This is a genomic window from Marivita geojedonensis (assembly GCF_002115805.1).
In the GTDB taxonomy this organism is placed as follows: Bacteria; Pseudomonadota; Alphaproteobacteria; order Rhodobacterales; family Rhodobacteraceae; genus Marivita; species Marivita geojedonensis.
This window is the reverse complement of sequence record NZ_JFKC01000048.1, coordinates 1-8,451: the sequence shown is the minus strand read 5'-3', so window position 1 is coordinate 8,451 and position 8,451 is coordinate 1. Positions and strand designations below refer to the sequence as shown.

At 52.9% G+C, this 8,451-nt stretch carries 9 protein-coding genes; 5 read left to right on the top strand and 4 right to left on the bottom strand.

Annotation, left to right across the window (positions count from 1 at the left end; translation table 11 throughout):
• A partial coding sequence (locus MGEO_RS20695) for a DMT family transporter (RefSeq protein WP_143746332.1) occupies positions 1–364 on the top strand: 364 nt, incomplete at its 5' end.
• 694 nt (positions 365–1,058) lie between these two features.
• On the opposite strand, the gene MGEO_RS21635 is transcribed toward MGEO_RS20695, so the two are convergent.
• From MGEO_RS21635 to MGEO_RS20680, 4 genes are all read right to left on the bottom strand, one after another.
• Complete coding sequence (locus MGEO_RS21635) at positions 1,059–1,205, bottom strand: hypothetical protein (protein WP_170102934.1); 147 nt, start codon at positions 1,203–1,205, stop codon at positions 1,059–1,061.
• Positions 1,206–1,446: 241 nt separating this feature from the next.
• Entirely contained in the window at positions 1,447–2,163 is a 717-nt protein-coding gene (locus tag MGEO_RS20690) for a glutathione S-transferase family protein (protein ID WP_085641641.1), read from the bottom strand.
• 121 nt (positions 2,164–2,284) lie between these two features.
• Positions 2,285–3,283 (bottom strand): GFA family protein, encoded by a 999-nt coding sequence (locus tag MGEO_RS20685; RefSeq protein WP_085641640.1) that lies wholly within the window; start codon positions 3,281–3,283, stop codon positions 2,285–2,287.
• A 284-nt stretch (positions 3,284–3,567) separates the two neighbouring features.
• Positions 3,568–5,019 (bottom strand): Glu/Leu/Phe/Val family dehydrogenase, encoded by a 1,452-nt coding sequence (locus MGEO_RS20680; protein WP_233140055.1) that lies wholly within the window; start codon positions 5,017–5,019, stop codon positions 3,568–3,570.
• Between the two features lie 323 nt (positions 5,020–5,342).
• Here MGEO_RS20680 and MGEO_RS20675 point away from each other — a divergent pair, with 323 nt between their 5' ends.
• The 4 genes from MGEO_RS20675 to MGEO_RS20660 all read left to right on the top strand — a co-directional run bounded on the left by MGEO_RS20675 (position 5,343) and on the right by MGEO_RS20660 (position 7,991).
• A complete protein-coding gene (locus MGEO_RS20675; protein ID WP_085641638.1) occupies positions 5,343–5,921 on the top strand; it encodes a hypothetical protein in 579 nt (192 codons plus the stop codon).
• A gap of 44 nt (positions 5,922–5,965) precedes the next feature.
• Positions 5,966–6,694 (top strand): hypothetical protein, encoded by a 729-nt coding sequence (locus tag MGEO_RS21275; RefSeq protein WP_143746331.1) that lies wholly within the window; start codon positions 5,966–5,968, stop codon positions 6,692–6,694.
• Positions 6,695–6,820: 126 nt separating this feature from the next.
• Positions 6,821–7,603 carry a ZIP family metal transporter gene (locus MGEO_RS20665; protein WP_085641636.1) on the top strand — a complete coding sequence of 261 codons (783 nt, stop codon included), beginning with the start codon at positions 6,821–6,823 and terminating at the stop codon, positions 7,601–7,603.
• Positions 7,604–7,778: 175 nt separating this feature from the next.
• Complete coding sequence (locus MGEO_RS20660) at positions 7,779–7,991, top strand: hypothetical protein (RefSeq protein ID WP_085641635.1); 213 nt, start codon at positions 7,779–7,781, stop codon at positions 7,989–7,991.
• Positions 7,992–8,451: the final 460 nt, after the last annotated feature.

Here is an 8,451-nt window from a genome sequence, read left to right as displayed (position 1 = left end):
GAGTGTGCCACTGCCACCAACCGCGTGTCTCGCAACCACGGTTTTCTCAGGACTTTTGATAATGACGCCCATTGCAGTGGTCGCGGATATGCCAACTGCGTCAACCCTAAGCAAACCAGAAGTGTTGGGGGGCATTCTTTACGTCGGTCTAGGTGCGTCAGTGGTGGCTTTTTGCGCGTGGCAAGCGGGTGTGGCAAGGATCGGAGCAGCGCGTGCAGGAGTGTATTTACACTTGGTGCCGGTCTTCACCCTCATATTCGGTGTCTTGTTGCTCGATGAGACATTGACATATGCAAAAACAGGTGGCGTGTTGATGGTCTTAGTCGGCTTGCTTGTTAGCCGTAGTCGCCATACCGATTTCTAGCAATTTCTCTCGCATACATCCTAGTGTTCCCCACCTGACATAGGATTCCCATTGCCAGCGTGGCGTGTCATGTTGGGCCATGAGACGCGATGACATCTGCCTTTAACCGCTCTCCTCGCTAACCCGAAAGATGTTGAGGTTCATGTCAGTTAACCTCTCTTGAGGCGGGCACGGCTGTGCGGATACGCACGTGCGCGAGGAAGCCGAAAATTTTCGGCCTTATTCGAATGCCAAAATGGGCAGTATTCCGTGGTTGAAAGCGAAGCGGAACTTCGCTTGAGTAAGGCATCTTTGCTAAAAAAGGTTGGGACATGTTGCTTGGTCCAATTGGAAATTTGGTCGTGTTGGTCACGATTTCTGCTTGGGTGTTTTTCTTAACTTTGAGCGCGAAAAAGCTGACGGATATATCGTGGCCTGGGGCATTACTTGTGGGCGCAGTGTTTGGCCTGATGTTAGGCCTCCCTGTTGCGTTGATCACGGATAGCCTGCCCCACAGTTATGGCAGTTCAGGAAACACTGAGAGCGGAGAACCGGTGCATAGGGATCGTTGATCGTGTCATCAACGAACTGGTGGAAGAGGTCCGCGAGGATGACCCAAAAGCCTGAAAACCCACTACGAAAGATCCCTAGGATTTGAGGTGGAAAAAAAAGGGCGGAAGATTTCCAAATCCTCAATATAGAGTGCGATAGACCGTTACGCGTCCTTAAGGGGGCCGGTTAGGGAAACACCACCGACACAGTCCTCCCACACGGCGGTGACGCGGAAGAGGTGGTCGGGCCACTCGTCCTCGAAAGCACGAATGACAACAATGTTGTCTTCCTTGAGGTCCAGCTTGGTCATGCTCAGGTTCTCCGTGCGAAGAGGCCAGGCAGGACAGCCCCAGAACGAAGGCCGGTGGGACAGGCAGCGCCAAAGACGAGGTTCCAAGAAATTTCAGACACTAAGCCTCGCTAAGATGAGAGTTCCGGCGTTTTGGACAAATCGTGCCTCGATCAGTATGCGGGTGTTTCCGCGGAGTTGATCACACCCGAGGCTCGCATGTCTATCTGGGCAGCTCAGACCAATCAGACCTGCGAGCTGTTCAGGCCTTGTCACTGAACACAGGTGTTCCGTCGGGCTCGTATCCGATAACCCCTGGCTCCCACCACCAAATCGGGTTGGCCTTGAAGCTTTCGCGCTCGTCCAGTCGGTCCAGAAGTGCAGCCACTTTCTCAAACCGGTTGAGTTCTAGGTCGATACCGAGGGGTCTTGCCTGAACAAATCGCACATGAGCGGCTATGAAGATATCGTGCATAGAGAGCCAGCCTGGCTGAAACCCTCTTTTCTGGTCAACGAGTTGACCCTCAAGCCAGTCGAGAATGTGGATTAATTTTTGGGCCGAACGCTCCAAATGAGCGTTTTGGTCAATAGCTACCCCTACCCACTTCATTTGTGAGATCGTCGTAGCTGCGGTTCCGAAGGTCTGGATCGTCGAGAACGTCAGCTTATCCTGCCACAGTGCGTCTGCTCTGAAGGCATGCGGCGACAAAGCGGGCTCCACCGCTCGCCGCTGGGGATAGGTCGACAAAAGATACTCCGCAATGGTTCCGCTTTCCCAGAGCGTCAGCTCGCCATCCCAAAACGTTGGGACCTGCAACGTCGGAGTGGCAGCCGCACGCTGTTCCAAACTTGGTGGCGTTACCTCTTCACGCCTTTCGTAATTGAGACCGATCTCATCTAGAATAATCCGCACGGCGCGTGCGAAAGGTGATCCTGAAGTGAAAAGCAATGCGCGCATCGTGTTCCCCGGCAGCTTCATGGCGATCGTATCAGAAAAGCGCTAATCGTTTGAACAGGCGAGATGCAGTCACAGCACAACGCGGCCACTATGTGCAGTCAGCGGACATTTTCGACACCGTCGTCAAAAAAGCTACGTTTACTTACGCGGTGGCACCACCTCCGACACGCCAATGATCTTTATAGACATGGCCGGGATTGATAGACCCATCCGGCGCCCTGCGGTGTGCGGTGAATGCTTCAATCTCCGCAATAACCATACCGCTGGGTAACGCTTCATGCAGGAATATCTGGATGGAGGTCGCGGGTGAAACTTCGATCCGGTTCGGCTTGTCGAGTGATCCACGGAAGACACCTACCTCCTCGAACCGCTCGCCTGTCAGCCATAGTGCGGAACCGCAATCTCCGCAGAACCGCTTTTCCAACATCTTGCCACTGCCGCCTGGGTGTCGATGGACACTGGGCGTTCCCTTTGTGACGCGGAACTTGCTGGGCGCCCAGAGGAGTTCGAAGTTGACGCCGGAACCAAGAGACTTCTGGCAGGATCGACAATGACAGATGACCACAGCCTCAGGTTGCTCGTCAGCCTCATAGCGAATGTTGCCGCAAAGGCATCCGCCGGTATGGGCCCCAGATCCTTCGTCCTTCGCCCCATTCAGTGTGTCCTTGGAATAGACATGCTCCACCGGTTGCGAACCGTCAGCTGGTTCACAATGCGCATCAAAGGCATGAAAGCCTTTCGGTGTAATTGTTCCGGACTGAGCAGCATCAAGGAAGAGGTACTGTAGGGTTTCGGCATCGAACCTTACGCCGTGTGGAAGATCGAGAGTGGTTGTGAAGATATTCATCGTATCCTCCCAACGTTCAAACGTCAGAAAGAGATGTGTACCACATTCTCGGCAGAAATGCAGGTAGACTTCTTTGCCGCTTCCTTCCGAGACATGGACGTAGACCGACGGCACACCGACCAAAACCTCGATCTCGTCTTTGGTGAAACAGTGCTCTACGAGAAACGGGCCACCGGTGATCTTCTGGCATGCATGGCAGTTGCACACAAAAGCATTTCCGTTGTGGTTGACGGTCTTGTAACGCACTGCACCGCACAGGCAGCCGCCAGCGTGGCCATTCTCGATATCAGTCATCACTGAAGATCCTGCCTCCAACCCACGCGTCAAATCAACCCTTGAGACCACTTTGGGCGTCCGCCAGCCCTTAGGTTCGCCCTCTACCAACGACCGCTTTCAGCAAGGGCCAATAACGAACGCAAACGTTGTACTTCCCTACCCTTTCAGTTTTCCTCGCCGCTACAAGATCGTAAGCTTCTGGCAAAACGGGCAGAATGGCATGTCGCAAGGTACGCAACCCGCCTGTCCCCTTCGCGCCAATCACAGTTCGGAAGGCACCCAAATTCTCAAACTTGAGTTTCCTACACATCCTCGAAATAGGCGGACGTCCCCCGCGCTTCGACGGATTCTGCGATCCGCCGCAGTCCGTGAATATATGCTGCATCGCGCATCGGAATGGCCATCTCGTTATGCAGTGCCCAGATCGCCTGTGTTTCGGTCTCCATCGTTTTCTTTAGGTGATCCCGAACATGAGATTGGTCCCAATAGAACCCTGATCGGTTCTGGACCCATTCCAAGTGCGAAACGGTGACCCCGCCGGAGTTCGCTAGAATATCTGGCACAATTACATGGCCTTTCGCGCTCAGCTTGCTGTCAGCCTCGTGCGAGACTGGTCCATTTGCCATTTCGAGAATGATCTTTGCGCTGATCTCTTCGCAGTTTTCGAGAGTGATCTGCTGCTCCAGAGCAGCAGGTACAAGCACGTCGCATTCGATCGTTAAGAGCTCAGCGTTTGATATTGCTTTGGTCTTTCCGTGCCCCTTTGCTCCGCGCACACTACCGGTTTCGTGCTTGTGTTGCATGACGGCCAATGGGTCCAAACCGCTGCTATCATAAACACCACCGCCCGAATCCGAGATAGCAATTATTCTGTATCCATCTGCATGGAGAAGCTTCGCACAATGGTATCCGACGTTTCCGAAGCCTTGAATAGCAACCGTAGCATTGTCTGGATCAAGCGACAGCGATGCTTCGAGATGCCTTAATGCATAATAGCCACCACGCGCAGTGGCATCGAGCCGCCCGTGGGTGCCGCCGAAGGCCAGTGGTTTTCCCGTTAACGCACTTGGCGATGCCTGACCGGAAATCGAGCTGTATTCGTCGGACATCCAAGCAATGACAATGCCATTGGTGTACATGTCCGGGGCGAGAATATCACGATCGGGACCAACAAATGGTGCGAAGGCCTCAATATAAGCTCTACTCACCCGCTCCAATTCGCTGGCAGAAAGCTTCTTGGTATCCACACATACACCGCCTTTCGCCCCGCCGAACGGCAGGTTCGCTACGGCGCACTTGAAAGTCATCCAGAACGCGAGCGTTTCGATTTCATCCAGTGAAACGTTCGAATGAAAGCGAACACCGCCTTTGGTGGGTCCACGTCGGTCGTTGTATCTGCAACGCCACGACTTGAACGCTCTGCGACTGCCGTCGTCCATACGGATTAACAACGTGGCAGACAGCGTTTCTCGCGGCCATTTCAATTCTTCGAACACATCCGGATGGATACTGAGCCGATCACAAGCCAGTCGGAGGTTCTCACGGGATTTTGCGAGCAAGCTGCTGGCTGTAACCGCATCGTCCACATGACCTTCTTGCAGAGTGGGCATTGCTTGGTAGCTCCCTAATTGTAGCTCCCTAATTCGGGCTTCGAATTCAGATTTTTTGCAGACCAAGGCATCTTGATCATTGATGTGGGTCAAGCGGAAGCCGTTGATCTCGCGACAACATCGTACTTCGGCGGAATGTTCCACGATTGGTAGCCACTCCGAAAGAGCCGTTGCGATGAAAGTGATAGTATCATTACAGCCGCATTTCGGATGCGACACCCTTACATGGCGCAAAGGCTTTTGACGTGAAGGGGATTGTTATCCGGACAGCGCATCGCGAGTGGCCGCACATGTTTGATTGACCATACCTGTCCTACGAGATCCTCTTGAGAACTGTCGAATGTTTTCGGCAAGACTTCACGTGAAAGCCATGGTCGATTGATCGGGATCAAAGGCATCAAGATTGCACTGAGCTATAAACATTCGAAATACCGAATGTTTATAGCCTACTCCATGGAGGATTATTGATGTCAACTCAAGACGATCACCAGCACAAGACCACTGTCGTCAATATACCCGAGGCAGTTGGCGTCTTCGACAACTTGGAAGATCTACAGTCCACATTTTATGACCTAAGGATGGTTGGTTTCAGCCGGTATGACATCAGCCTGTTGGGCAACGAAGAAGTGCTAAAGGAAAAGCTGGGTCAATCCTACTGGCGATCAGAGGAGCTTGAAGATGATCCACGGGCACCACGTGCAGCGTTTGTATCCGAAGAAGCGATCGGCGAACTCGAAGGCGCGATTGCGGGCGGTTTCTTCTTCTTGGGCTCGTACATCGCAATGGCCGCGATGCTGACACCCGCAGCCACCCTCGCGGCTTCTATTGCGGCGATTGCGATCGGCGGCAGCCCGGCCGCGGTTATCGGTACATTGCTTGCGCGGCGTGTCGGCCAGCAGCACAAAGACTACTACACCAATCAGATTAACCATGGCGGCATACTTCTCTGGGTTCGCGTCAAAGACAAAGAGCGCGAAGAACTTGCAGTCAAGATCATGAAGGGGCACTCGGGACGCGACGTGCACGTGCACGATTGGAGCAACTAAACGCCAGTCGAAAGGTTTCTCGCGAGACTTTAGTCCCAGCGGAAATGCACCGGCAGGAAAGACTGCGATTTGCGCGCGAGCTCTACGCCGTGCATTCCCAAATTTTCTCAGGCGTATCCTTTGAGCGCTTCGTTTCGCATGTTCTTGAGCCAACTGCCGAATGCACCAAGATTCAAGTATACCGAGATTTCGCAGGCAAACTCGTTGGCTATTGTGCATTCCACCGTTTTGCCCGCGAATTTGATGGTCGTCGAACGATTGTGTTGAGAGCGGAGGCCGGATTGCTGCCAAAGTACCGTGGCAAGGCGATCGCACATTGGTTTGGCATGCTTGGTGCTCTGAAAGAAAAACTTCGGCATCCGTTTTTGCATGTCATCTACTTCGGCACGCTGGTGCATCCGTCGAGCTATCGTTTCTTTTGCAAATATTTCCCGGACGTCTTTCCAAGGCATGGAGCGGAAGCGTTACCCACTACGTTTCGAACCGCAATAGAATTGGCCGAAAGTTTTGGAGACCCAACGGTCGATCCGCGCGACCCACTTATTCGTGAAGTAGGTTGGATCACCAAGAATACACTGGAACACCCTGCGCTGATCTCTGACGACGCACTTTATGACATTCATTATTTTGAAACACGAAATCCAGGTTATTCAAAAGGGCACGGCCTCGTGGTCATGGTGCCGGTAACATTCAGCAATGTAGGCCAAGCAATCATCACTCGGGTCACGGAAGCAATACTGGGGTGGATTCGACGGCGGCCTGCTCGCCTATGAAGAACGGCCAGAATGCTCCTGAAATGTCGTGCGAACCTGATGCCGAGCAACCAACTTAGTCAATAACGCAAATATCGAAGTAAAAACAGACAAACTCCAAGAGCGTCATATTTCAAAGGCACAAAAATGGACTTCGCAGCACCTCTAGCTCTGGGCTTCACTGGCAGTCTCGTGGCCGGCTTGATGACGGCAATTGGCGCTACACCTGTGCTTTTTGGCAAAACACCAAGTCACGCGGCGCGAGACATGTCACTAGGATTTGCCGCAGGTGTGATGCTTTCGGCATCATTTTTTTCATTGATTGTTCCAGCGATCGAAGCAGCAACCGAAGAGTATGGGGATGGCCATATACCCGCATCTATAGCAGTTGTTAGTATTCTGGCCGGGATGGGGCTCGTGGCTTGGCTAAACGAGACCCTTCCGCACGAGCACTTTGCAACTGGGCGTGAAGGCCCTGACAGTTTCGCGCTTCGTCAAATCTGGCTTTTTGTTATTGCCATTACAATCCACAATTTTCCGGAGGGATTAGCTGTCGGCGTGGGCTTCGGTGCTCACGGGCTGGCCGGTGGTATGCCACTTGCCATAGGAATCGGCTTACAAAACCTTCCTGAAGGTCTGGCAGTTGCCGTTGCCCTTCTGGGCGAAGGCTATAACCGATCCCGCGCATGGAGTATCGCGGCATTAACCGGTCTCGTTGAACCTATTGGCGGAGTAATTGGCGCGGCCGCGATTTCGTACTCGGAGCCCTTTCTACCGTGGGGTCTGGCATTTGCTGCCGGAGCGATGCTTTATGTCATCAGCCACGAGATCATCCCTGAAACACACAGAAGCGGTCATCAAAACAAAGCAACACTAGGACTCGCTGTTGGATTGGTGCTGATGCTCTTTTTAGATGTGTGGCTGGGTTGAATACATAATCTCATCACCCAATGTGCCATACGGCTCGATCGCCAGCGTCACGAGCAACTCGTCCAGCCATGGTCTGAGTAAGATGCGTCTCATATACACCAAACATTCGGCTTTTCATATGCGTTCTACGCACTACGTGCCAAAGAGTATCATAGAATTGAAAAGTCGAACTCATATGAAAAAACCACTTCTTGTACTTACCGCCGCGCTCGTGTTCGCATCGTCGCCGTTTGCGCTTAAAGCTGAAGAAGCCGAGCCGGAACAACAACTCATCCTTCCATTGCTGCTCGAAGACCAAGCAGAGAAAAAGCGGCCGAAATCCAAATATACACCAGCGCCAAGCGAGAGCTTTGGTGACAACTGCGACTATCAACCTTTGAATTCGTAGTCATACTGCACCGTGAGCGTTGCCAAAATCGACCCGTCTCGAGGCGTCACAGCCAAGAAGCCGATTTTCCAACGTGTGGCGATGCCGCGTATTGCATGAACGACCAATTCTCTGAACTTTGCGGAGCGGGGGTTGCAAATGAAGTGGCCGGAAACTGCGATCCATTGCCTTTAATTGCCGGTTCTTCAAAGAGGACCATGAGCCCGGCAATAGTTGCTAATCGATGAGCATCAACGATGGCTCAACATGTAAAAAGAGCTCGTTTTGCACGCCTGCTCGATCGAAACACGTCTTTGTGGCCAGCGCGAGGCGGGCCCGTTGTCGCAAATTCTCGAACATCTGCGCCAGACTGTCGCTCTCGCGCCTTCGTGAGCGGCACGTGACCGATATGGTCTTAGCTCGTTGCCCAGCCGAAAACATATGAGGTTACGAGATGAAAAAGTTCCTTTTGTCGACACTC